20 protein-coding genes are annotated in these 20,834 nt (G+C 71.3%); 13 read left to right on the top strand and 7 right to left on the bottom strand.

Annotation, left to right across the window (positions count from 1 at the left end; genetic code table 11):
- Positions 1–61 precede the first annotated feature (61 nt).
- The 3 genes from pheA (at position 62) to ACZ7OU_RS05365 (ending at position 2,348) form a co-directional block, all read left to right on the top strand.
- On the top strand, positions 62–970 hold the full coding sequence (gene pheA / locus ACZ7OU_RS05375; RefSeq protein WP_470239950.1) for a prephenate dehydratase: 909 nt from the start codon (positions 62–64) through the stop codon (positions 968–970).
- Entirely contained in the window at positions 967–1,584 is a 618-nt protein-coding gene (locus ACZ7OU_RS05370) for a histidine phosphatase family protein (RefSeq protein WP_470254322.1), read from the top strand. The genes pheA and ACZ7OU_RS05370 overlap by 4 nt, the downstream gene beginning before the upstream one ends.
- Positions 1,585–1,700: 116 nt before the next feature.
- Complete coding sequence (locus tag ACZ7OU_RS05365) at positions 1,701–2,348, top strand: DUF4232 domain-containing protein (protein WP_470240777.1); 648 nt, start codon at positions 1,701–1,703, stop codon at positions 2,346–2,348.
- Here ACZ7OU_RS05365 and ACZ7OU_RS05360 read toward each other — a convergent pair.
- The 4 genes from ACZ7OU_RS05360 to ACZ7OU_RS05345 all read right to left on the bottom strand — a co-directional run bounded on the left by ACZ7OU_RS05360 (position 2,345) and on the right by ACZ7OU_RS05345 (position 5,600).
- Entirely contained in the window at positions 2,345–2,827 is a 483-nt protein-coding gene (locus ACZ7OU_RS05360) for a hypothetical protein (RefSeq protein WP_470239948.1), read from the bottom strand. The genes ACZ7OU_RS05365 and ACZ7OU_RS05360 overlap by 4 nt on opposite strands.
- Positions 2,828–2,867: 40 nt before the next feature.
- Positions 2,868–4,112 carry an MFS transporter gene (locus ACZ7OU_RS05355; RefSeq protein WP_470254321.1) on the bottom strand — a complete coding sequence of 415 codons (1,245 nt, stop codon included), beginning with the start codon at positions 4,110–4,112 and terminating at the stop codon, positions 2,868–2,870.
- Between the two features lie 100 nt (positions 4,113–4,212).
- Positions 4,213–4,563 carry a metallopeptidase family protein gene (locus ACZ7OU_RS05350; RefSeq protein WP_155548455.1) on the bottom strand — a complete coding sequence of 117 codons (351 nt, stop codon included), beginning with the start codon at positions 4,561–4,563 and terminating at the stop codon, positions 4,213–4,215.
- Positions 4,563–5,600: a septum formation family protein gene (locus ACZ7OU_RS05345; protein ID WP_470254320.1), complete on the bottom strand. Its 1,038-nt coding sequence runs from the start codon at positions 5,598–5,600 to the stop codon at positions 4,563–4,565. The genes ACZ7OU_RS05350 and ACZ7OU_RS05345 overlap by 1 nt, the downstream gene beginning before the upstream one ends.
- Positions 5,601–5,755: 155 nt before the next feature.
- On the opposite strand from ACZ7OU_RS05345, the gene ACZ7OU_RS05340 reads away from it, so the two are divergent.
- The 4 genes from ACZ7OU_RS05340 (at position 5,756) to ACZ7OU_RS05325 (ending at position 8,944) form a co-directional block, all read left to right on the top strand.
- Entirely contained in the window at positions 5,756–6,307 is a 552-nt protein-coding gene (locus ACZ7OU_RS05340) for a hypothetical protein (RefSeq protein ID WP_470239945.1), read from the top strand.
- Positions 6,308–7,474 (top strand): glutathionylspermidine synthase family protein, encoded by a 1,167-nt coding sequence (locus ACZ7OU_RS05335; RefSeq protein WP_155548457.1) that lies wholly within the window; start codon positions 6,308–6,310, stop codon positions 7,472–7,474. It begins immediately after the preceding gene.
- A gap of 44 nt (positions 7,475–7,518) precedes the next feature.
- Positions 7,519–7,971 carry a DUF350 domain-containing protein gene (locus ACZ7OU_RS05330; RefSeq protein WP_155548458.1) on the top strand — a complete coding sequence of 151 codons (453 nt, stop codon included), beginning with the start codon at positions 7,519–7,521 and terminating at the stop codon, positions 7,969–7,971.
- Positions 7,972–8,038: 67 nt separating this feature from the next.
- Complete coding sequence (locus tag ACZ7OU_RS05325) at positions 8,039–8,944, top strand: haloalkane dehalogenase (RefSeq protein WP_470254319.1); 906 nt, start codon at positions 8,039–8,041, stop codon at positions 8,942–8,944.
- 441 nt (positions 8,945–9,385) lie between these two features.
- Here ACZ7OU_RS05325 and ACZ7OU_RS05320 read toward each other — a convergent pair whose 3' ends face one another.
- Positions 9,386–10,675 (bottom strand): aspartate aminotransferase family protein, encoded by a 1,290-nt coding sequence (locus ACZ7OU_RS05320; RefSeq protein WP_470254318.1) that lies wholly within the window; start codon positions 10,673–10,675, stop codon positions 9,386–9,388.
- Positions 10,676–10,796: 121 nt separating this feature from the next.
- Here ACZ7OU_RS05320 and serS point away from each other — a divergent pair, with 121 nt between their 5' ends.
- Together serS and ACZ7OU_RS05310 are read left to right on the top strand one after the other, a co-directional pair.
- The gene (gene serS, locus ACZ7OU_RS05315) at positions 10,797–12,059 is read left to right on the top strand and encodes a serine--tRNA ligase (protein WP_470254317.1); all 1,263 of its coding nucleotides are present in this window, start codon (positions 10,797–10,799) and stop codon (positions 12,057–12,059) included.
- A gap of 70 nt (positions 12,060–12,129) precedes the next feature.
- A complete protein-coding gene (locus ACZ7OU_RS05310) occupies positions 12,130–13,134 on the top strand; it encodes a DUF3558 family protein (protein ID WP_470254316.1) in 1,005 nt (334 codons plus the stop codon).
- Positions 13,135–13,140: 6 nt separating this feature from the next.
- On the opposite strand, the gene lhgO is transcribed toward ACZ7OU_RS05310, so the two are convergent.
- Positions 13,141–14,328: an L-2-hydroxyglutarate oxidase gene (gene lhgO, locus ACZ7OU_RS05305; RefSeq protein WP_470254315.1), complete on the bottom strand. Its 1,188-nt coding sequence runs from the start codon at positions 14,326–14,328 to the stop codon at positions 13,141–13,143.
- An 80-nt stretch (positions 14,329–14,408) separates the two neighbouring features.
- Here lhgO and ACZ7OU_RS05300 point away from each other — a divergent pair, with 80 nt between their 5' ends.
- Together ACZ7OU_RS05300 and ACZ7OU_RS05295 are read left to right on the top strand one after the other, a co-directional pair.
- Entirely contained in the window at positions 14,409–15,017 is a 609-nt protein-coding gene (locus ACZ7OU_RS05300; protein WP_470254314.1) for a TetR/AcrR family transcriptional regulator, read from the top strand.
- Positions 15,014–15,529: a nuclear transport factor 2 family protein gene (locus ACZ7OU_RS05295; protein WP_470254313.1), complete on the top strand. Its 516-nt coding sequence runs from the start codon at positions 15,014–15,016 to the stop codon at positions 15,527–15,529. The genes ACZ7OU_RS05300 and ACZ7OU_RS05295 overlap by 4 nt, the downstream gene beginning before the upstream one ends.
- On the opposite strand, the gene ACZ7OU_RS05290 is transcribed toward ACZ7OU_RS05295, so the two are convergent.
- Positions 15,504–18,611, bottom strand: a complete 3,108-nt coding sequence (locus ACZ7OU_RS05290; protein ID WP_470254312.1) for an AfsR/SARP family transcriptional regulator — start codon at positions 18,609–18,611, stop codon at positions 15,504–15,506. The two genes, ACZ7OU_RS05295 and ACZ7OU_RS05290, sit on opposite strands and share 26 nt — an antisense overlap.
- Before the next feature lie 127 nt (positions 18,612–18,738).
- Between ACZ7OU_RS05290 and ACZ7OU_RS05285 the strand changes: the two genes are divergently transcribed.
- The gene (locus ACZ7OU_RS05285; RefSeq protein ID WP_470239936.1) at positions 18,739–19,872 is read left to right on the top strand and encodes a DegT/DnrJ/EryC1/StrS family aminotransferase; all 1,134 of its coding nucleotides are present in this window, start codon (positions 18,739–18,741) and stop codon (positions 19,870–19,872) included.
- A 25-nt stretch (positions 19,873–19,897) separates the two neighbouring features.
- Positions 19,898–20,827: an NAD-dependent epimerase/dehydratase family protein gene (locus ACZ7OU_RS05280; protein ID WP_470239935.1), complete on the top strand. Its 930-nt coding sequence runs from the start codon at positions 19,898–19,900 to the stop codon at positions 20,825–20,827.
- Positions 20,828–20,834 lie beyond the last annotated feature (7 nt).

The raw sequence follows: 20,834 nt of genomic DNA, 5'->3' as shown, positions 1-20,834 counted from the left end.
GGTTCTGGTACCGGCTGTCCGAGTGAAAGTCGCCACGGTGGCGACCCGTAGCCTGGGTGTTGTGTCACGGATCGCATACTTCGGCCCCCAGGGGACCTTCACCGAACAGGCCGCGCGGGCCCTCGCCGGCGGCGAAGAACTGATTCCGGTCGAGACCGTCCGGCTGGCGATGACGGCCGTCCGCGAGGGCGAGGCGGACGCCGCGTGCGTCCCCATCGAGAACTCGGTCGAGGGCGTGGTGCCCACCACGCTCGACGCGCTCAGCGAGTCGACCCCGCTGGTCGCCGTGGCCGAGCACATCCTGCCGGTCCACTTCAGCGTGCTGACGCGGCGCGGCGGCGGGGAGATCAAGACCGTCGCCAGCCACCCGCACGCGCTCGCCCAGGTCCGCGAGTGGCTGGAGGCGAACCTGCCGGACGCGCACCCGGTGGCGTCCTCGTCGACGTCGGCAGCCGCGGTCGGGGTGCTCGAAGGCCACTTCGACGCCGCGGTCTGCGCGCCGGTCGCCGTCGAGCACTACGACCTCGAGGTGCTGGCCACCGAGGTCGGCGACGTCAGCGACGCCGCGACGCGGTTCCTGCTGGTCCGCCCGCCGGGCGAGCTGCCGGAGCCGACGGGCGCCGACCGGACGTCCGTGGTCGCCGCGGCCGTGAACCGCACCGGCACGCTCGCCGAGCTGCTCACCGCGCTGGCCGACCGCGGGATCAACCTCACCCGGCTGGACGCCCGCCCGACGCGCAGCAACTTCGGCGAGTACCGCTTCTTCATCGACTTCGAGGGGCACGTGGCCGAGCCGCGGATCCTCGACGCGCTGACCGCGTTGCGTCGGCACTGCCGCAACCTGCGGTTCCTCGGCTCGCACCCGCGCGCCGACGGGACGCGGACCACGATCGAGCCCGGTGCGGGCAACGACGACTTCGTCGACGCCGCCGTGTGGGCCGACGCGGTCCGCAAGGGAGACCTGGCGTGAGGCTGCTGCTCATCCGCCACGGTCAGACCGACGGGAACGTCCGCGGCGCGCTCGACACCGCCCTGCCCGGGCCGCCGCTGACCGAGCTCGGCCGCACCCAGGCCGACGACCTCGCGACGCGGCTGGCGGGGGAGCCGATCGTCGCGGTCTACGCGTCGCAGGCGACCCGGGCCCAGCAGACGGCGGGGCCGCTGGCCGCCCGGTTCTCGCTGGACGTCCAGGTGGTCGACGGCGTCCACGAGGTCGTCGCGGGTGATCTCGAAGGGGCGACCGACCACGAGTCGATCCGGACGTACATGGAGGTCGTGCGGCGGTGGACGCTCGGCGAGCTGACGGCGACGTTGCCCGGCGGCGAGAGCGGCACGAGCGTGCGCACCCGCATGCTCGACGCGGTCGGCCGGCTGCGCGCCAAGCACGAGCAGGCCGACCCGGACGGCGTGATCGCGCTGGTCAGCCACGGTGGCGCGATCCGGCTGTCCGCCGAGTGGCTGGCGCCGAACGTCCACGCGGACGTCGCCAACGCGGCGCTGATCCCGAACACCGGCCTGGTGGAGCTGGATGCCCGGCCGGACGGCCAGTGGCACTGCCTGACCTGGGTCGACACGCCTCTCTGACCGTCACGAAAGTGTGATCCCGTCACGTTTGAGACACGTCTGGTGGGGAATTAACGGGTCGAACCAACCTGCCGGAGATCCGTACGTCTACCCAGTAGCACCACACCAGGGAGGCGATTGACATGGCTTGGACGAAGCTTTCACGGTTGTTCCCCCTCGTCGCGGCTTCGGCGGGCGTGCTCGCCCTGTCCGCCTGCGGGAACGGCGGCACCACGAACGCGGCGAGCAGCTCGACGCCCTCGACGACGGCGTCCCCGACCTCCACCACGGCGACCACAGCCGCGTCCGCCCCGAGCAGCTCGGCCCCGGCCTCCACGCCGCCCGCCCAGCCCGCGGACAACGGACTCTGCAAGGCCGGGGACGTCACGCTGTCGCTCGGCCAGGGCGACGCCGGCGCGGGCTCGGTGTACCGGCCGCTGAACATCAAGAACAGCAGCTCGAAGCCGTGTGAGATCCAGGGCTTCCCCGGGGTCTCGTACGTCGCGGGCACCGACGGGCACCAGGTCGGCAAGGACGCCTTCCGCGAGGGCACCAAGGGCAACGCGGTGAAGCTGAACCCCGGCCAGTCCGCGATCGCCGACATCCAGTTCGTCAACGTGCGGAACTTCGACTCGGGCACCTGCCAGCCGACGGCGGTGAAGGGCCTGCGGATCTACCTGCCGCAGGAGACCGCGTCGAACTTCGTGCCCACCGACGGCACCGCCTGCGCGAGCACCAAGATCCCGGGCAACCAGCTCTCGGTGAAGACGGTTCACACGTCCTAGAGGCGGCCGCAGATCTCCTCGGCCTCGACCAGGTGCCGCTGGCCGGCGATGTCGTTGAAGTGCAGGCTGAGCACCATGCGGCTGACGCCGTCGATGTGGTCGGCCAGCGGCTGGTAGGTGGCGTTGACCTGGGCGGCGGCCGCGGACAGCTCGCGCGCCGCCGTCATCCGGTGCAGCCGCTCGGGCGTGAGGCCCGGTGTCAGCGACGGCTGCGCGTCCCGGCTCGTGTCCGGCAGCTCGCCGACGCGGTCGAGGGCCTGGCACGCGGCCAGCGCGTCGTCGAGCGCGCCCGCGTGCACGCCGGACAGGCCCCACAGCAGCCCGAGCACGCCGCCGCCCAGCACGAACCCGGCGACCGCGCACAGCACGAGCAGCCGGCGTGACTGCGGCGGTGACGCCTTGACCTCCTCGGACTCGTCCGAGGGTTCGTCGAAGTCGGGACCGGCGTCGGTGCCGGTGCCCGGGTCCACGGTGCGCATAAGCCGCCTCCCCACCACCTGGGTGATGACGTATTTCAGCTCACAAACCCGGATCCTGGTGCAGTAGCGCCACGGCTGAGTCCGATTCGTCATCGAGCGAGCGCCGCCGCAGCGCCAGGGAAGCGAACGCGGCGATTGCGAGCATCGCCAGCCCGGACACGGCGAACGTGCGCGCCGCGGTGCCGAGCGCCTCGGTCAGCACCCCGCCGAGCAGGGCGCCGAGCGGGATCGCGCCCCAGACGACCGTGCGCCACACCCCGAGCACCCGGCCGAGCAGCTCGCCGGGCACCAGCGTGTGCCGCGCGGTGGCGAGCACGACGTTGACGGCGACGACCGCCGCCGCGAACAGGCCGAACAGGGCCGCGCTCGCGACCGGCGAGCGGACCAGGCCCATCCCGCCGAACCCGGCGCCGCAGCCGAGGATCCCGCCCACCACGACCACGCGCCGGCCGGCCGCGCGCACGAGCCGCGGCGTGATGCCCGCGCCGAGCAGCCCGCCGATGCCGCCGGCGAACGCGAAGAACCCGAAGGTCGCGCCGGACAGGTGGAGGTCGTCGAGCGCGTAGAGCACCAGCTGTGCCTGGGCGAGCTCGCTGACCAGGCTGAGCAGCCCGGCGATGACGACCAGTCGCGTGAGCAGCGCGTTCCCGCGCAGCCAGCGCAGGCCTTCGGCCAGGTCGGTGCGCAGCCGCGTCGGCCGGCGGGCTCCGGCCTGCCCGCGGTAGGTGCCGGTGAGCCCGAGCAGCACCGCGGCCGCGATCGCGAAGCCGGCGGAGTTGAGGACGAAGGGCAACGCGGCGAACAGTGCGAAGGCGAGGCCGCCGATCGGGCCGCCGAGGAACGTCTGGCCGACGATCTCGCACGCCTGCAGCTTGCTGTTGGCCGCGTCGAGCGAGCCGTCGCCGACTACCGCCGGGACCAGGGCGTTGGCCGCGCTGTCCGCGATCGTTTCGGCGGTCCCGATGACCAGCGCCGTCAGGTAGACCAGCCAGATCGTCATCCCGCCGGCGGCGACGAGCACGGCGAGGGTGCCGACGGCGACGGCGCGGGCGGTGTTCGCGAAGATCATCGCGCGCCGCCGGTCGATCCGGTCGACCAGCGCGCCGGCGACGGCGGCGAAGAGCAGCCAGGGCAGGAACTGGGTGGCGGACAGCCCGGCGATCAGCACGGGATCGCGGGTCAGCGTCGTCGCCAGCAGGGGCAGGGCCACCTTGCCGATGCCGTCGCCCAGGTGCGAGGCGGCGCTCGACGTCAGCAGCCACGTGAGTCTTCGGGCAGGGTTCACCGCGACCCCCGGTACTCATCGCAGTCATCCAATGACTTCGAGTAACAGGATAAGGGCGTTGTCACCCGATGGTGGTCACGGTGTCACTACTAGTGCCGGTTCAGCCCCAGCCGAGCTCGTGCAGCCGGGCGTCGTCGATCCCGAAGTGGTGACCCAGCTCGTGCACGACGGTGATGAGGACCTCTTCGACGACCTCGTCCTCGTCCTCGCACATCGAGAGGATCGGCTGCCGGTAGATCGAGATCCGGTCGGGCAGCACCCCGCCGTAGGACGACGTCCGCTCGGTCAGCGCGATCCCGTGGTAGAGCCCGAGGATGTCCGGCGCCTCGTCGTTGAACTCCTCGACGAGCACGACGACGTTGTCCATCGCCTTCGCGAACTCGGCCGGCACCTCGTCCAGGGCTTCCGAGACCAGTTCCTCGAACCGCTCCCGGCTCATCTCGACGGGCATCAGCCGTTCTGCTTCGACGTCGGCGGGGCGGAGCTCGAAGTGGCCGGCCCGCCGCCCCCGTCCGAAGGCGGGCCGCCGTCCTGGGGCTGGCCGCCGTCGGGACCGTCGGGTCCGGCCGGGGCGGCCTTGACGCTGCCGGTGACCGCCTGCAGGCCGCTCTTGTCCGGCAGCAGCGCCGCGACCTTGCAGTTGACCTTGGTCGACCCGGCGTCCCAGCTCTCCTGCTCCCGCAGGTCCCAGGTCAGGATCAGCTTCTTCGCGTCCAGGTCGGCGCCGCCGGTGTAGTCCGACGCCTGCTTGGTGCACTCGGTGTCGAGCCAGGCCTTCTGGTCGTCCTGCGACGGGTAGGCGTCCTTGAACTTCGTCTTGAGGTCGAGGGTCGCGACGATCTCGTAGGAGTGCGGCTTGGTGCACTCGAGCGGGTCGCCGACGCCCTTGCCCAGCAGCGCGAGGCAGGTGCCCGGCTCGAACACGAGCGACTGGTCCTGCTCCTTCGCCGGCCCGGTGGTCGTCAGCAGCGTGCCGCCGGGGCCCGCCCACTGCAGGCCGCAGCGCAGCTGGCGGTCGCCGTCGGCCCACTGCGACGGAGTCGGGCGCAGCAGGTTCGTCGTGAGCTTGCCGTACGGGTCGAGGTTGTGGCCGAGGTACGGCTTCACGTCCGAGGTGCACTTCTGCTGGGCGATCTGCTGCCACTGGTCCAGCGCGGGCACCGGCGCGCCCTCCGGGAACTGGGCGCCGATGTCGACGAGCGCGGTCACCTCGAACTTGTGCGGCTGCGTGCAGGCCACCTTGCGCGCGTCGCTCGCGTCCGGGTTCGCCCAGGTCAGGCAGCTGCCGGGGGGCGAGTGGAACGCCTCCTCGGCCTCCGGGGACAGCTTGCCGGCGCCACCGCCGGCTCCGCCCGCGATCTCGCCGCCCCACGAGAAGACGACGCTGAGGGCGAGCGCGATGAGCGCGCCCGCGAAGATCCCGCCCATCACGACGCGGGTGCGCAGCGTCTGCGTGGCGGTGGGGAACCGATCGGCGCTGGGAGACATCGCAGTCCATGATGCCCGCGCCGCGCGCGACGTGCGCGACCTAGGGTGGTTAGGGTGGGTCACGGTTTCGTGGTGGCCGGGATTACGGAGCGCACATGACGCAGGACAACAACACTGGGGACCAGCCGCCCCCCGAGCCGCCGAAGCGCGGTTCGATGAGGTTTCAGGACTCGAACACGCAGCCCCGTCAGCCGTCGGTCGCGGAGCAGCGGGCCCGTCAGCAGGCACTCGTCCAGGAAGAACGGGACGCCGAGCTGGCCCGCCAGGCCGACGCCAAGGCGGCGACCCGCCGCAAGATCCTGATCGGCAGCGGCGTGACCGTCGGCCTCGTCGGACTGGTCGCGACGTTCTACACGGTCGCGAAGCCGGCCGGCGACGTCACCGCGGTCTGCACCGACTCGAACGGCATCGTCCAGGGCGACGACAACTGCGACGAGACCTACGTGACGAGTCACGGCGGGTACTCCAGTGGCGGTTTCCTGTTCCTGCCGATCGGGGGCGGTGGCTACAACAGCTATCGCTACAACTACGGCGGGACCGGCGGCATCGGGCAGCGCGTGTCCGGTGGCTCCTACGACGCGCCGTCGTCGCGCACCAACGTCAACACGAAGTCCGGCAAGTCCGTCCAGCGCGGCGGCTTCGGCATCAGCGGCAAGAGCGGCTCCACCGGGGGCACCGGCGGCAGCGGCAAGAGCGGGGGATCGTAGGTGTACCGGGACCGGCGTGAGCCGCGGCGCGACTGGCAGCGGATCGTCGAGGAGCAGGGGCTCGTCTACGGCACGCCGGCCCGCGACAACAGCGGCCGGATGCGGCCGTACTGGGACGAGTCGGTGCACTACGTCTTCGACATGGACGAGGTCCTCTCGCTCGAGGCCGACGTCGAGCTGCTGCACTCGATGTGCCTGGAGGCCGTCGACAACGTCGTGACGACCGAGGGCTACCAGCGGTTCGGCATCCCCGAGTGGGTCTGGCCGCACATCGCCGAGTCGTGGAAGCGGCAGGACCCGCACGTCTACGGGCGGTTCGACCTGCGCTACGACGGCAAGTCGCCGGCGAAGCTGCTCGAGTACAACGCGGACACGCCGACCACGCTGCTGGAGGCGTCGCTGCTGCAGTGGCACTGGAAGACCGACGTCTTCCCGGACGACGACCAGTGGAACTCCATCCACGAGAAGCTCGTCGAGCGGTGGGCGTTCCTGCGGGACAAGCTGCCGTCGAACGAGCTGCACTTCACCTGGTCGGCGGCCGACCCCTCCGGCGAGGACAACGTCACCACGGCGTACCTGCAGGAGACGGCGGCCGAGGCCGGGCTCGACACGGTGGGGCTGGCGATCGAGGAGATCGGCTGGGACCCGGTGCTCAAGCGGTTCGTCGACCTCGAAGAGTCGCAGATGGCGACCGTGCTGAAGCTGTACCCGTGGGAGTGGGTGGTCGACGAGGAGTTCGGCCGCAACGCCGTCGAGTCGCTGCCGCGGACGCTGTGGATCGAGCCCCTCTGGAAGATGATCCTCTCCAACAAGACGCTGCTGGCGATCCTGTGGGAGAACTACCCGGGCCACCCGAACCTGCTGCCGGCGTTCGCCGACGACCCCGGCCTGCTCACCGAGTACGTCCGCAAGCCGAAGCTGGGCCGCGAGGGCGCGAACGTCCAGATCGTCGCGACCGGCTACGAGACCCAGACCGACGGCGTCTACGGCGCGGAAGGGTTCGTCTACCAGGCGTTCGACCCGCTGCCCGAGTTCGACGGCTACCGGCCGGCGCTCGGCGCGTGGATCGTCGGGGACAGCTCCGCCGGCCTGGGCATCCGCGAGACCGGTGGCCTGGTCACCGACGACGGTGCGGCATTTGTCCCACATCGCATCGTCGAGTCGTGATACAACACCGCTGCTGATCAGCTCTTTCTCCTGGGAGACAACTCGTGAACACGACCCTTGCGCTGTCCGACACGTTCGGCTCCGACCTCGTGCGGGGGATCGGCGCGATCCTGCTGTACGGCGTCATCGGCCTGCTGCTGATGTTCGCCGGCTTCTACGCGATCGACTGGACCACGCCGGGCAAGCTGTCGAAGCTGGTCACGCAGGGCCTGCCGAACGCGGTGATCGTGACCGCGTCCGGGATGCTCTCGATGGCGTTCATCGTCGTCGTGGCGATCTTCAACTCGGCCAGTGACCTCACCGAGGGCCTGATCACGTCGCTGGTCTACGGCCTGCTCGGGATCATCGTCCAGGTGATCGCGGTCCGGCTGCTCGAGTGGGCGACCCGCATCGACGTGGCGTCGACCATCGAGAGCGAGAAGTTCGCCCCGGTGAGCATCGTCGTCGCGGCGGCGCACATCGGCCTGGGCCTCGTGGTGGCCGTCGGCATCTCCTGACCCCGGAATGTGAGCCGGGCCACGTCGCGCGTGGCCCGGCTCTTCCGTTCCCACTAGCGTGGAGTTCGTGCGCCTGCTGAGGACACCGGACGACCGGTTCACGGACCTGCCCGACTTCCCCTTCGAGCCGAAGTACACCGAGCTCGCGGACCCCCACGGCGGCGTGATCAGAGTGGGTTACGTGGAGGCCGGGCCGTCGGACGGTCCCGTGGTGCTGCTGCTGCACGGCGAGCCCAGCTGGTCCTACCTCTACCGCAAGATGCTGCCGGTGCTGGCCGCGGCCGGGCTGCGCGCGATCGCGCCGGACCTGGTCGGCTTCGGCCGGTCCGACAAGCCCGGCGACCTGGCGGACCACACGTACGCGCGGCACGTCGAGTGGATGCGCGGCTTCGCGTTCGACGCGCTGGACCTGCACGACGTGACGCTGGTCGGCCAGGACTGGGGCGGCCTGATCGGGCTGCGGCTGGTCGCGGAGAACCCGTCACGGTTCGCGCGGGTGGTCGCGGCCAACACGGGCCTGCCCACGGGCGACATCGACATGCCGCCGCAGTGGCATTCGTTCCGGGAGGCCATCCAGAAGGCCCCGGTGCTGGACGTCGCCCGGTTCGTCCAGTCGGGCTGCCGGTCGTCCTTGCCGGAAGAGGTGCGCGCGGCTTACGACGCCCCGTTCCCGAACGAGATGTACAAGGCGGCTCCCCGGGCGATGCCAGGTCTGGTGCCCTACCGCCCGGACGACCCCGCCTCGGAAGCGAACCGAGCGGCGTGGAAGACGTTGACGGACCTGGAAATCCCGTTCCTGGTGGCGTTTTCCGACGGCGACCCGATCACGGGCGGGATGGCCCCGATCCTGCAGCGCTCGATGAAGGGGGCGCAAGGGGTGGAGCACCCGGTGATCAAGGACGCGGGCCACTTCCTGCAGGAGGACAAGGGCGAGGAGCTGGCCGAGCACGTGGCGAGGTTCGTGCGCGGCTGAAGAAGAACCGGCGGCCGGCAACGCAGGCCGACCACGAGGTCACCAGACCTCCCCCGCCCCTCATCCCAGCTGCACTTCAGTCGACGATCGGGTTTGTCAAGGCACGCTTTCCCGCCTTGACAAACCCGATCGGCGGCTGAGACTCCAACCGGAGGGGCGGGGGAGGTCGGACCCGCAGCCGCGGCAGACTTCTGCCGCGGCTCAAAAGCAAAAGCATGTCCTCGCCGGACGGGCAGGCTCCGGGATGACCACCGTCTCGCTGCCATCTCACTTCTCGGAGGTGGGCCGCTGGGTGGTCATCCCGTCGCCTGAGCGAGGCCTATCACTTTGAGCCGGGCCCGCAAGCTTGCGTCGCTGTCTCGCTTTGCGCTGTGGGTTGCGGGCCCGGCTCAAAGTGATTTGACGGCCTCAGGCGACGGGATGACCACCCGCTCTTTTGTGTCAAAGCGCCGCGTGGGTGGCGGCCAGCGCGTCCACCAGGATGTCCAGACCCTCCTGGGCTTCGTCCGCCGTCAGCGTCATGGGCGGGCCCAGCCGCAGCACGTTGCCGTGCAGGCCGCCCTTGCCGATCAGGAGGCCGCGCTTCTTCGTCTCCTCCAGCATCCGGGCCGCCGCGGCTACGTGCGGCTCCGTTGTGCCCGGCTTGATCAGCTCCACTCCGATCATCAGGCCCTTGCCGCGCACCTCGGCCACGAGCGGCGACTCGGCGGCCTGCAGACCGGAGATGAGCTGCGATCCGCGGGCCGCGCAGTTCGCCTGCAGGTCGTGGTCCTTGATGTAGTCGAGCACCGCCGTCGCGCCCGCCATCGAGACCGGGTTGCCGCCGAACGTCGAGAACGACTGGGCCTGGAAGCAGTCCAGGACGTCTCCGCGGGCCACCACCCCGCCCACCGCGAGGCCGTTCCCGAGGCCCTTCGCGAACGTCATCATGTCCGGCGTCACGCCGTGCGCGTCGATGCCCCAGAAGTGCTCGCCGGTGCGGCCCCAGCCCGTCTGGACCTCGTCCGAGACGAACAGCACGCCGTAGTAGTCCAGCACTTCCTTCATGGCGCGGAACAGCCCGTCCGGCGGCAGGCTGAACCCGCCGACGCCCTGGATCGGCTCGGCGATCAGGCAGGCGACGTCGCCCGCGGTCGCCGTCTCCAGCACGTCCACCAGGTCCGCGACGCAGGCCTTGATGTAGTCGGCGTCCGACATGTCCCGGAACGGGCTTCGATACCGATAGCCGCCGTGGACGTAGTTGACCTTGACCGGGCTCAGCGCCGATGCCGACCAGCCGCGGTTGCCGGTGATCGCGACCGTCCCGAACGAGCGGCCGTGGTAGGAGTTCCGCATCGCCAGCACCTGGTTGCTGCGCCGGAACTGCGTCGCGAGCATCAGCGCGGTGTCGTTGGCCTCGCTGCCGGAGTTGGTGAAGAAGACCTTCGCGTCCGGGATGTTCGACAGCTTCGCGATCCGCTCGGCCAGCTCGACCTGCGAGCGGATCAGGTACAGCGTCGAGGTGTGCAGGATGCCGGTGTCGAGCTGCTTGCGGACCGCGTCGCCGATCTCGGCGACGTCGTAGCCCATCGAGTTGGTCAGCACGCCGGCGAAGAAGTCGAGGTAGGTGCGGCCCTGCGAATCCGTCATCCGGCGGTCGTGCGCGTGCACGATCTCGATCGGCTCCTCGTAGAGCAGCGACATCCAGGACGGCATGACAGCGCGGTGCCGGGCGAGCAGCTCGTCGGTCATCGGGGCGCCTCCTCTGGGGTATCCCTGGAGTATGAGGACGCCGTGAACAGCGCTTCAACGATCAGACTGTCGGGATAACCCAGTAGGGACGCACAGTCTGTACGGACTACCCTCTGTCTTCGTGATTGACCCCAGGACTCTGCGCGATGACCCGGAAGCCGTGCGCGCGTCGCAGCGCGCCCGTGGTGAAGACGAGGGAGTGGTCGACAAACTGCTCTCCCTCGACACCCGGCGCCGCTCTTCCATCGCCGCCGCGGACAAGCTGCGCAACGAGCAGAAGCTCCTGGGCAAGCAGATCCCGAAGGCGCCGCCGGAGGAGAAGCAGCAGCTGCTGGCCACCGCCAAGGAGCTCGCCGCGCAGGTCAAGGCGGCCGAGGCGGAGCAGAACACGTCGTCGGACGAGTTCGACCAGCTCTTCCGCACCGTCCCGAACCTCGTGCACCCGGACGCGCCGGTCGGCGGCGAAGACGACTTCACCGTGCTCAAGCACGTCGGCGAGCCGACGAAGTTCGACTTCGCCCCGAAGGACCACCTCGAGCTGCTCGAAGCGCTTGGCGGCGTCGACATGGAACGCGGCGCGAAGGTCTCGGGCTCGCGGTTCTACTTCCTCACCGGCGTCGGCGCGCAGCTGCAGCTCGGCCTGCTCAACATGGCCATCGCGCAGGCGCTCGAGAACGGCTTCACGCCGATGATCACGCCGTCGCTGGTACGCCCGGAGATCATGGCCGGCACCGGCTTCCTCGGCCAGCACTCGAGCGAGATCTACCACCTCGAGGACGACGACCTGTACCTCGTCGGCACGTCGGAGGTGCCGCTCGCCGGCTTCCACGCCGACGAGATCCTCGACCTGAAGGACGGTCCGAACCGCTACGCGGGCTGGTCGTCCTGCTACCGGCGCGAGGCGGGCTCCTACGGCAAGGACACCCGCGGCATCATCCGCGTCCACCAGTTCGACAAGGTGGAGATGTTCGTCTACACCAAGCCGGAGGACGCCGAGGCCGAGCACGAGCGGCTGCTCGGCTGGGAAGAGCAGATGCTCGCGAAGATCGAGGTGCCCTACCGGGTGATCGACACCGCGACCGGCGACCTCGGCACGTCCGCGCACCGCAAGTTCGACTGCGAGGCGTGGATCCCGACGCAGGACACCTACCGCGAGCTGACCTCGACGTCCAACTGCACGACGTTCCAGGCCCGCCGCCTCTCGGTCCGCTACCGCGGCGAGAACGGCAAGCCGCTGATCGCCGCGACGCTCAACGGCACCCTGGCCACCACCCGGTGGATCGTCGCGATCATCGAGAACCACCAGCAGGAGGACGGCTCGGTCCGCGTGCCCGAGGCGCTGCGCCCGTTCGTCGGCGGCAAGGAAGTCCTCACGCCCCGCTGATTCGCGGTATGCCAGGTGCGCGCCCGTTCGGCCCAGTAAGGTCCGGGCCGAACGGGAGAGGACTCTTCGCATGCGCATGAAGTGGCAGGTCACGGTGGCCCTGGCGGCCCTGACCGTGGTGGCGTCCGGCTGCACGGTGGCCGTCGGCGGTTCGGCGGCGCCGGTGCCGGGCCAGGGCCCGATCGTCAAGGCCGTCGACGCCTGCTCCCTGCTCGAGGAGGGCCAGCTCGACGCCCTCGGCTACGAGGCCAAGGGCCGGTCGGTGCCGGAGAACAAGGACCGGAACCAGACGGCGATGTGCCTGTGGAACACCAAGGACGACATCGAGCCGTCGGCCATCCTGAACGTCGGCTACACGACGGACATCGACTTCAACGAGTACATCGCCGGGGCCGTCCCGAAGGGCGAGCCGCAGCAGATCGCCGGCTTCAGCTGGCGGCAGTACCCGTCCCTCCTCTCCGACGACTGCGTGCTCTACGCCCTCTTCGGGGACAAGTCGTTCGCGTACGTCAGCGTGTCGGAACCGCCGCTCGAAAAGTCGTGCGAGCTGGCCAAGACGGCGATCCCGCAGGTCGCGGCCCACCTGCCCGGCGGCCAGGACGCGCCGTCGATCACCCCGACGGCGCCGGCCAAGACGGAGCCGGGCGGGCCGCTGCTCGCGGCCGACCCGTGCGCGATGCTGAAGCCGGACCAGGTGGCGCAGCTGAAGAACATCTCGCCCACCGGCGAGAAGGACACCTCGTCGTCGGTGCCCAACGCGACCTACTGCCTCTGGGACGACACCGACGGCGACGAGGGCCAGAAGGCGTTCGAAGTCTGGTTCGGCCCCAGCACGCCGGTCGGGGACTGGCCGGGCGCGTCGGGCGTCAACCCGACCGAGACCGTCGACGTCGGCGGGAAGAAGTGGGGCCTCTTCCCGAACATGGGCGGCCTGCGGGCGACCTGCGGCGCGACCCTGCCGATCACCGACACGTCGTCCGTGCAGGTCGTCAGCGGGTTCATCGGCGACGACACCAAGACCTGCGACGTCGTCAAGCAGGGCCTGCCGCTGGTGACGCCGAACCTGCCGAGCTAGGCGGTGTCAGCCCTCTGAGACCTGGTCGGCGATGTGGCGCGCGATCTCCAGCGCGCTCGTCGCGGCCGGGGACGGCGCGTTCAGGACGTGCACCTGGTCGCGCGCGGTCTCGATGAGGAAGTCGTCGACGAGCGAGCCGTCGCGACGCATGGCCTGCGCGCGCACGCCCGAGCCGTGGCGGACGATGTCGTCCTCGGTGACGGCCGGGACGAGCCGGGCGAGGCTCGCGGCGAACCGCTTCTTCGAGAACGAGCGGCGGACCTCGTCGAGCCCGGTCGGGACCGCGTACTTCTTCGCGAGCCGCCACACACCCGGGAAGGTCGCGACCTCGGCGACGTCCTTCGCGGAGAAGTCGGCCCAGCGGTAGCCCTCGCGGCGCAGCGCGAGCACGGCGTTCGGGCCCGCGTGGACGCTGCCGTCGAGCATCCGCGTGAGGTGCACGCCGAGGAACGGCAGCGTCGGGTCGGGCACCGGGTAGATCAGGCCCTTGACCAGGCCGCGGCGTTCGGGCTTGAGCTCGTAGTACTCCCCGCGGAAGGGGATGATCTTCGCCGACGGCGTCAGCCCGGCCAGCCGCGCGACGCGGTCGGAGTGCAGGCCGGCGCAGTTCACGAGCCCGTCCGCGACGATGACGTCTTCGCCGGTCGCGACCTCGACCCCGCCGTTCGCCCCGGCGCGGATGGCCAGCGCGGGACTGTTCAGCCGGAGGTCGACACCGGCCTCGTCGAGCAGCCGGACGAGCGCCTGGCAGACCCCGGGGAAGTCGATGATCCCGGTGGACTCGACCCGCAGCGCGGCGACGCAGGCGACCTCGGGCTCGTACTCACGGGCTTCGGCGGGGGAGATCTTCTTCGCCGGGACGCCGTTGGCCTCGGCCCGCTCGGCGAGGGTGTTGAGCGCGGGGATCTCTTTTTCGTCGGTCGCGACGACGAGCTTGCCGCAGACCTCGACGGGCACGCCGTACTGCCGCGCGAAGTCCACGATGGACCGGTTGCCGGCGACGGACATCCGCGCTTTGAAGGACCCGGGCTTGTAGTAGAGCCCGGCGTGGACGACGTTCGAGTTGTGCCCGGTCTGGTGCGCCGCCCAGCGCGATTCCTTCTCCAGCACCGTGACGTCCAGCCCGCGCCTGGTCAGCTCCCAGGCCACGGCCAGACCGACGATCCCGCCCCCGACGACCACCACGTTGCGCACGATCGACCAGGCTACGCGAGTGCTCGCGGGCTGCTGTCCCCTGGCGTTACCTAACAGTCGTCAGGTACGGTACCTAACCAATGTCAGGTAAGCGGTTGACGCGGGAAGCGCGGCGCGAGCGGATCCTCGCCGCGGCCGGCTCGGTTTTCGGATCGGTGGGCTACGACGCCGCGGGGATGCGCGAGGTGGCGGCGGCCGCCGGGATCAGCACACCGGTGCTCTACGACCACTTCCCGGCGAAGGCGGAGCTGTACGCGGCGCTGCTGGAGTCCGAAGTGGACGGCCTGCTGGCCGGCTGGGGCTCGCTCCCGGCGTCGGACGATCCGGAGGTGCTGCTGCGCAGCCGCGTCTCGGCGATCTTCGCGTGGATCGAGGACCACGAGCGTGGCTGGCGGATGATCTTCGCGGAGACGCCGTCGGACCCGGCGGTCGCGTCGGTGCACCGCCGCGGCCAGGAGCGCGCGACGGCCAACCTGGCGGCGCTGTTCCACGGCGTGCCGCTGGCCCTCACGGCTCGCATCCCGCGCCCGCTGGCCGACGAGGTGCTGGCGGAGGCGTGCAAGAGCGCGCTGAACGCCGTGGCGACGTGGTGGTGGCGCCACCGCGAAATCCCGCGTGACGAGGTCGTCGCGCTGACCGTGGACCTGCTGTGGCGCGGCCTGGCCGCGCTGATCGAGGGGGAACGATGAGCACGGAGACCTACCGCCGCGCGGCCGAAGCCGGCGACGTCGACCTGGCGATGACGGCGTTCGCGCCGGACGCGGTCCTGCATTCGCCGCTGACCTCGCGAGTGCGGTTCACCGGGCACGCGCAGCTGCGGCCGCTGATCGAGGTGGCGTACGCGCACCTGTCGGAGATCCGCTTCCACACCGACGTCGGCGACGAGCGGACGCGGGTGGTGGTCTACACCGCCCGGATCGGCGGCGAGCCGATCGAGGAGGCGACGGTGGTGCGCCTGAACGCCGACGGGCTGATCGAGGAGGCGACGCTGTTCGTCCGGACGCTGCCGGGTCTGGTGGCGCTGATGGACCGGTTCGGTCCGGACCTCGCCCGGCGGAACGGGCGGCCGGCGGTGGCGCGGGCACTGGGCGTGCTGGTGAAGCCGCTGCTGGCGATGGTCCGCTCCGGCGACCGGCACGCGGTCCCGCTGGTGGCGCCCCGGACGTCCGGAACGACTAGTCCGCCAGCCCTGCCGTGGTGAGCGCTTTCTGGGCGCTCATCCCGAGCCCCGTCCCGTAGGCGCGCTCGAACCCGTCCGTCCCCAGCGTCTCGACGACCCGGGTGCGCACCGCCGAGACGTCCGGGTCGCCGGTGATCGCCGTCCCGCGCACCGCTACCGCCGTGCCCAGGAGCAGCGCGGCCTGCTCCGGGTGCGACTCCGCCGCGGCGACCCCGGCCAGGCCCTCCAAAGCGAACGCGACGATGTCGCCGGCGTGCCGGCGCCGGCCCGTGAGCAGCGCCTCGCGGTGCAGCCGGGCCGCTTCGGCCGGCCGGCCTTCGACCACCGAGAGCCAGCCGAGGGCGATCATCGCCGCCGCGCGGACCGACTCCGCCGAGAACGAGCCGGCCGGGCTTTCGGTCAGCGCGCGCTCGCAGAGCTCCCTGGACGCGGCCAGGTCGCCGGACAGCCGCGCCAGTGTCGCCAGGCCGACGTAGGCCGCGGAGCGGGACTCCGGCATGCCGGAGCGGCGGGCCGTCGCCGCGGCCAGTTCGTAGTCCGCCTGGGCGCCCGCGCGGTCGCCGTCCAGCAGCCGGACCCACCCGCGGCGGCAGATCAGGTCGGCGACGTCGTCCCGCGCGCCGATCTCGTGCATCAGGCCCAGTGCCTCGTCCATCATCGGCAGCGCGGCGGCGTGGTCGCCGCGCCACGCGAGCAGCTGCGACAGGTGGTCGAGCGCCATCGACAGGCCCCACCGCTCACCCAGCTCGCGGAACTGGGCCGCGCCCTCGCGCAGTCCTTCTTCGGCGCCGGCCGGGTCGCCTGTCATCATCGCTCGCAGGCCCATGCCCGTCGGGAGCAGCGCCCAGCTCCACGGGTCGCCGTGGGCCAGCAGCGCCTCGCCGCGGCCGAGCAGCTGCTCGTCGTCGCCCGGCGGGCCGGCGACCACGCCCAGCAGCATCACCAGGATCGGGTTCCGGGGCGCCCAGTCCACGCTCGTCGCGTACCGGTGGACCATCGGCAGGTACTGCTCCAGGGCCTCGTCCGGCTGCCCGGACAGCGCGCCGAGCACGCACACCAGGAACTCCTCGACGTACTCCTCGCGCAGCTCCGGCGGGGTCCGCGAGACGACGGCCGCCGACAACCCGGCGCCCTCGAACCGCCGTCCGCGCATCCACCAGTACATCGCCAGCAGCGGCACCAGCCGGAGCGCGAGCGCGACGTCGTTCCCGGTCGCCCAGCGCAGGGCGGCCAGGAGGTTGTCGTACTCGGCGTCGATCCGGTCCAGCCAGGTCAGCTGCGCCGCGGTCCGCAGCATCGGGTCGGCTTCCTCGGCGAACCGCAGGAAGTACTCGGCGTGCGCGCGGTGGAACCGCTCGGTCTCGCCCGCTTCGGCGAGCTTCTCCGCGCCGAACGCGCGGATCGTCTCCAGCATCCGGAACCGCCCGCCGACGGCCTCGGCCAGCGACTTGTCGGCCAGTTCGAGGAGCAGGTCGGCGTCGGCGCCGCAGACCTCGGCCGCCGCGGCGAGCGTCGCGCCGCCGGGGAACACCGTCAGCCGCCGGGCGAGCTCGCGTTCGTCGTCGCCGAGCAGGTCCCAGCTCCACTCGACGACGCCGCGCAGCGACCGGTGCCGCTCCTCGGCCGTCCGGCTGCCGCGGGCGAGCAGCCGGAACCGGTCGTCGAGGCGGGCCGCGATCTCGCCGAGGTCCAAGCTCCGGACGCGCGCCGCGGCCAGCTCCAGCGCCAGCGGCAGGCCGTCGAGGGCCGCGCAGACGTGCTGGACGTCGCCGATCGTCGCCTCGCCGACGGTGAACGCGGGGTCGCTCGCGGCCGCGCGGTCGGCGAACAGCCGGATCGCCGGGTAGGCCAGTGCCTCCGCGGCGGACGTCCCCGGCGGCGGCACGGCCAGCCGCGGGACCGGCGCCAGCTGCTCGCCGGTGATGCCGAGCGGCTCGCGGCTGGTGGCCAGCACCCGCAGGCCCGGGCACGCGCCGAGCAGCCGCGCGGCCAGCCGCGCCGCGACGTCGACGACGTGCTCGCAGTTGTCGAGCACGAGCAGCGCCCGCTGGTCGCGCAGGGCCGAGATCAGCCGGTCGGCCGGGTCCTGCGGGCCGCCGCGCGTGCTCTCGCGCAGGCCGAGCGCGGCCAGTACCGCGCCGGCGACACCGGCGTCGTTGTGCGGGGCGAGCTCGACGAACGCGACCAGTCCGGAACCGGCGGCGGCCGTGGCGATCTCGATCGCCAGCCGCGTCTTGCCGGTGCCGCCCGGCCCGGTCAGCGTCACGAGCCGGCTGCGGTCCAGCAGCCCGGTCACCTGCCGCAGCTCACCGGCCCGGCCGACGAAGCTGGTCAGCTGCGCGGGCAGCGCCGGGATCGCCGGCCGCTCGGTCTCGCCGCGCAGCACGGCGAGGTGGGCCTCGGCCAGGTCCGGACCAGGGTCGGCGCCCAGCTCGTCGGCCAGTGCGCGACGGGCGTCTTCGAACGCGGCCAGCGCGTCGGCCGGCCGGCCCGCGGCGGCGAGCGCGCGGACGAGCTGCGCGCGCGGCCGCTCCCGCAGTGGCTGCGCGGCGACGGTGTCCCGCAGCTCGGCGAGGACGTCTTCGGCCCGCCCGAGGGCCAGCCGAGCTTCGACGTGGTCGTCCGCCGCGTCGGCCCGCAGCTCTTCGAGCCGGGCGGCCTGGGCGGCGGCGAACGGCGCGTCGGCCAGGTCGGTGAACGCCGGCCCGCGCCACAACGCCATCGCTTCGCCCAAAGTGGACGCCGCGCGGGCGTGCTCGCCGTTCTTCAGCAGCGTCCGGCCTTCGCGGGCAAGGCTTTCGAAGGCCGATGCGTCCACTTCGTCCGGTTCGACGACCAAGCGGTACCCCGCCGGGGTGAACTCGACCGGCGCCAGCTCCTTCAACGCCGTCCGCAGCCGGGACACCTGCGACTGGAGGGCGTTCGCCGCGCCGTCCGGCGGGTTTTCGCCGTACATCCCGTCGATCAGCCGCTCCGCCGGGACGAACCGGCCGGGGTCCAGGGCGAGCAGTGCCAGCAGCGTCCGCGACCGCGGGCCACCCACCGCCACCTGCGTACCGTCCGGGCGCCACGCGGCGATGGCCCCCAGCACCCCGAATCGCATGGCCCCAGCTTAAGACGGGTACCGACCAGGGAAAGTTTTCACTCTAAAGTGGCCTTCGGTGTGGGCCTGTGAATCAGCTGAGTGAGCGTATATACACTTCGCCAGGTCCCCACGCAATGGGAGAGGTATGTCGACCGACAGCATTGCCCTAGGTCAGCCGACCGTGGGCGAAGAAGAGCTAGCCGCCGTGGCCGAGGTCTTCCGATCCGGCTGGCTGGCCGGTGCGGGACCGGCGTGCCGCCGCTTCGAGGAACGGTTCGCGCAGGTCACCGGCACCGCGCACGCGCTGACGACCGCGAACTGCGGGTCCGCGCTCTTCCTGGGACTGAAGGTCCTGGGCGTCCAGCCGGGTGACGAGGTCATCGTCGGGGACTACACGTTCCCGGCCACCGGCCACGCCGTCGTGCAGGCCGGCGCGACCCCGGTGTTCGCCGACATCCGCCCGGACGTCTTCAGCGCCGACCCGGCCCACATCGAGTCCCTGATCACCCCGAAGACCGTCGGCATCCTCGTCGTCGACGTCGCGGGCCAGCCGGGCGACTTCGACGAGTACCGCGCGATCGCCGACAAGCACGGCCTCTGGCTGTTCGAGGACGCCGCGTGCGCCGCGGGCGCGACGTACAAGACGCGCCCGGCCGGCAGTCTCGCCGACCTCGCCGCGTTCTCCTTCCACGGCCGCAAGGGCATCACCGCGGGCGAAGGCGGCGCGCTGGTCTCCGACCGCGAGGACCTCATCGCGCACGCCCGCAAGCTGCACACCTACGGCATCGAGCCGGCGATCAGCCGCGAAGGCTCGAACACGCTGCCGATCCCGGAGTTCCACGAGCTCGGCTACAACTTCCGCATGTCGGACGTCCAGGCCGCGATCATGAACGTCCAGCTCGACCGGCTGCCGGACCTGCTCGCCGCCCGCCGTTCGGTGGCGAAGCGGTACCACGAAGCCTTCGCGGACATCGACGCGCTGACCGTCCCGGTGGAACTGTCCGATCGCGAGCACCCGTGGCAGGCCTACCTGCTCACGGTCGCGCCCGAGGTCAGCCGCGACACCCTGGCGCTGCGCATCCGCGAGACGGGCGTCCAGTGCAACTTCGGCACCTACGCCTCGCACCTGCAGCCGATCTACGGGCCCCAGGCCCCGCTGCCGGTCTCGGCCGACGCGTTCGCGCGTCAGCTCGCGATCCCCATGCACGCCAACCTCACCGACGCCGAGGTCACCCGCGTCGGCGAGGTCGTGCGCCAAGCCGTGCAGTCCCTGTCCTGAAGCCCGCACTACCTAGGAGAATTCGGTGTCCGACAAGAAGGTGCTCTTCACTGGGGCGGGTGGGTTCATCGCCGCGCACGTCATCCCGCTGCTCATCGAGGGCGGCTACACGGTGCGGATCTTCGACAACATGACCCGCGGCGACCGCGCTCGTGTCAACGAGTTCGTCGCCACCGGCAAGGTCGAGCTCGTCGAGAAGGACGTCCGCTACGGCGGCGCGGTGCGCGAGGCCATGCGCGGCTGCACGCACGTCATCCACTTCGCGACGGTGTCGATCAACAAGTCGATCGCCGACCCGCACGAGTCGATCGACATCAACATGATCGGCAACCACAACGTGTTCGCCGCGGCGGCCGACGAAGGCGTCGAGCGCCTGGTGTTCGCCTCGACCGCGTCGGTCTACGGCGAGCCGAAGCGCCTGCCGATGCGCGAGGACGACGAGCTCCGCCCGCTCACGCCGTACTGCATCTCGAAGCGTGCCGGCGAGGACCTGCTGGGCTTCTACGAGCGCCAGAAGGGCCTGTCCTGGAACGCGCTGCGGTTCTTCAACGTGTACGGCCCCGGCCAGAAGATCGAGGCCTACTACACCTCGGTGATCAACCACTTCATCCAGCGCCTGCGCGCCGGCCAGCCGCCGGTCATCGACGGCCGCGGCGACCAGTCGATGGACTTCGTGCACGTCAGCGACCTGGCGCGGGCCGTCGTCGCCGCGCTGGAGTCGGAGCAGGCCAACCTGCCGATCAACATCGGCACCGGCATCGACACGTCGATCGCCGCGCTGGCGAAGATCCTCATCGAGGCCGTCGGCGTCGACGTCGAGCCGCTGTTCAACGAGCGTGAGGTGCTCGTGTCGCGGCGCGCCGCCGACATCACCCGCGCCCGCGAGGTGCTCGGCTGGGAGCCGCGGATCACTGTCGAAGACGGAATGCGGCAGCTGGTCAAGGACTCCGAGTGAGCACCAC

It is taken from the genome of Amycolatopsis sp. NPDC114505 (assembly GCF_055633615.1).
The sequence above is the reverse complement of the archived record's forward strand: the minus strand, read 5'-3'. Positions and strand labels throughout refer to the sequence as shown.

What these genes read in the sequence shown, in the direction of transcription:
- ACZ7OU_RS05360 (WP_470239948.1), bottom strand. Translation starts at nt 2,827, where the DNA reads ATGCGCACCGTGGACCCGGGCACCGGCACCGACGCCGGTCCCGACTTC.
- ACZ7OU_RS05350 (WP_155548455.1), bottom strand. Translation starts at nt 4,563, where the DNA reads ATGCCCGTCGAGATGAGCCGGGAGCGGTTCGAGGAACTGGTCTCGGAA.
- ACZ7OU_RS05345 (WP_470254320.1), bottom strand. Translation starts at nt 5,600, where the DNA reads ATGTCTCCCAGCGCCGATCGGTTCCCCACCGCCACGCAGACGCTGCGC.
- ACZ7OU_RS05340 (WP_470239945.1), top strand. Translation starts at nt 5,756, where the DNA reads ATGAGGTTTCAGGACTCGAACACGCAGCCCCGTCAGCCGTCGGTCGCG.
- ACZ7OU_RS05320 (WP_470254318.1), bottom strand. Translation starts at nt 10,675, where the DNA reads ATGACCGACGAGCTGCTCGCCCGGCACCGCGCTGTCATGCCGTCCTGG.
- ACZ7OU_RS05310 (WP_470254316.1), top strand. Translation starts at nt 12,130, where the DNA reads ATGCGCATGAAGTGGCAGGTCACGGTGGCCCTGGCGGCCCTGACCGTG.
- ACZ7OU_RS05300 (WP_470254314.1), top strand. Translation starts at nt 14,409, where the DNA reads ATGTCAGGTAAGCGGTTGACGCGGGAAGCGCGGCGCGAGCGGATCCTC.
- ACZ7OU_RS05295 (WP_470254313.1), top strand. Translation starts at nt 15,014, where the DNA reads ATGAGCACGGAGACCTACCGCCGCGCGGCCGAAGCCGGCGACGTCGAC.
- ACZ7OU_RS05290 (WP_470254312.1), bottom strand. Translation starts at nt 18,611, where the DNA reads ATGCGATTCGGGGTGCTGGGGGCCATCGCCGCGTGGCGCCCGGACGGT.
- ACZ7OU_RS05285 (WP_470239936.1), top strand. Translation starts at nt 18,739, where the DNA reads ATGTCGACCGACAGCATTGCCCTAGGTCAGCCGACCGTGGGCGAAGAA.